Annotated in this window: 1 protein-coding gene and 1 pseudogene; both read right to left on the minus strand. The window is 64.5% G+C overall.

Features of this window, described 5'->3' with window-relative positions:
- Positions 1-16: 16 nt before the first annotated feature.
- Positions 17-1,687, minus strand: coding sequence for a ribonuclease J (locus tag EOA60_RS31215; protein WP_095826198.1), 1,671 nt, complete (start codon positions 1,685-1,687; stop codon positions 17-19).
- A 49-nt stretch (positions 1,688-1,736) separates the two neighbouring features.
- A pseudogene (locus tag EOA60_RS39360) lies at positions 1,737-1,843 on the minus strand (biotin--[acetyl-CoA-carboxylase] ligase); the annotation flags it as partial.

Here is a 1,843-nt window from a genome sequence, read left to right on the forward strand (position 1 = left end):
GTACTCCCCTACTCCCTTATCTAGTGACAAACACCGTCACCAGCGGCTTCTTGCCCCAGGCTTCGTTGGCGGCGCCGCGGACGGCGCGGCGCACGGCCTCCTGCACAAGGTCGAGGTCTTTTCTGCGCTGGCGGGGGATCGAGTCCACCGCGCCGATTGCCGCATCGAGCATCAGGTCCTCTAGCGTCTCGCCGCTGGCATCGGCCTCGGCGACGCCGATCGCCACCAGATCGGGATCGCCGGCTAGCTCGTATTTCTCGTCGAGCACGACGTTGACCGCGACATGCCCGGCATAGGACAGCTTGCGCCGGTCGCGTATGCCCATCGACTGGTCGGTTCCGATCAAGTATCCATCCTTGTAGAGGCGGCCGAACGGCACCTGGTCGATGATCGTGGCCGGACCGGGCCAGAGCCTCAGCATATCGCCGTCGCGCACCTGTGCCACCTGGCCGATGCCCGACATCGACATCAGCGAGCCCTGCGCCACCAGATGCGCCGCCTCGCCGTGCACCGGCACGCCGATCTGCGGCCGCACCCATTCATACATCTTCCGCAATTCGCTGCGGCGCGGATGGCCGGAGACATGCACCAGCGCGTCGCCGTCCTCGATGATCTTCATGCCGAGGTCGATCAGCCGGTTCTTGATCTCCAGGATCGCCTTCTCGTTGCCGGGAATGGTGCGCGAGGAAAACACCACCGTGTCGCCGGCCGTCAGCGCCACCGACTTCATCTCGTCGCGCGACAGCTTCGCAAGTGCGGCCAGCGGCTCGCCCTGGCTGCCGGTGCAGATGACCACCAGATTCTCGCGCGGGATATAGCCGTAATCCTCCTCGGCAATGAATTCCGGCAGGCCGTCCATGTAGCCGAGTTCTGTCGCGACATCGATCACGCGCTTCAGCGAGCGGCCGAGCACAAGGCACTGGCGGCCGGCGTCCCGCGCAGCCTTGGCGATCGAAACGATGCGCCCGACATTGGAGGAAAAGGTGGTGACCGCGACGCGGCCCTTGGCGTTTTCGATGACGCCTTTCAGGCCCTCGCCGACCGCCACTTCCGACGGCGACTCCCCTTCCCGCAGCGCATTGGTGGAATCGCAGATCAGCGCCAGCACGCCCTTGTCGCCGTAAGCGCGGAAGCGCGCCTCATCCGTCTTGGGGCCGATCGTCGGCGCCGGATCGATCTTCCAGTCGCCGGTGTGGATTACCGTGCCGGCGGGCGTAGCGATCGCCAGCGACATCGGCTCGGGAATGGAATGCGCAACCGGGATGGCTTCGATCTCGAACGGCCCGATAGTGAACGTCTCGCCGGCCCTGTAGATCATTGCCGGGATTTTTGGCGCGTTCTGCTCGCCCTGCCGTTTGGCCTCCAGCAGGCCGGCGGTGAACGGCGTCATCCAGACCGGCACTTTGAGCTTCGGCCAGATATCGAGCAGCGCGCCGTAATGGTCCTCATGCGCATGGGTTACGACCACGCCGCGCAAGCCGTCGAGGTTCTCCTCGATGAAGCGTGTGTCGGGCAGGATCAGATCGACGCCCGGATGCGCGCTGTCCGGAAATGTGACTCCGACATCGACTACGATCCATTCGCGCGCGTCCGCGGGCCCGTAGCCATAGAGGGCGAAGTTCATGCCGATCTCGCCGACGCCGCCGAGCGGCGCGAAGACGAGTTCGGCGTTCTCAGTATTCGCCATAAATCCTTTCCTTCCTGGCCAGTCAGGCCAAGCCAATCAAATCAAGTCGTCAAAGACGGGCCGACGCGACCGCGCCGAAATGCACGTCGCCGGCCGCGATCGTCAAAACAGTTCCGTCATCGTCGCGGATCACGAAACGGCAGTCCTCGTCAATGG

The organism is Mesorhizobium sp. M1A.F.Ca.IN.020.06.1.1 (assembly GCF_004023265.1).
Taxonomy (GTDB): Bacteria; Pseudomonadota; Alphaproteobacteria; order Rhizobiales; family Rhizobiaceae; genus Mesorhizobium.

Coding starts and splice junctions, on each gene's coding strand:
- EOA60_RS31215 (WP_095826198.1), bottom strand. CDS start 1,687: ATGGCGAATACTGAGAACGCCGAACTCGTCTTCGCGCCGCTCGGCGGC.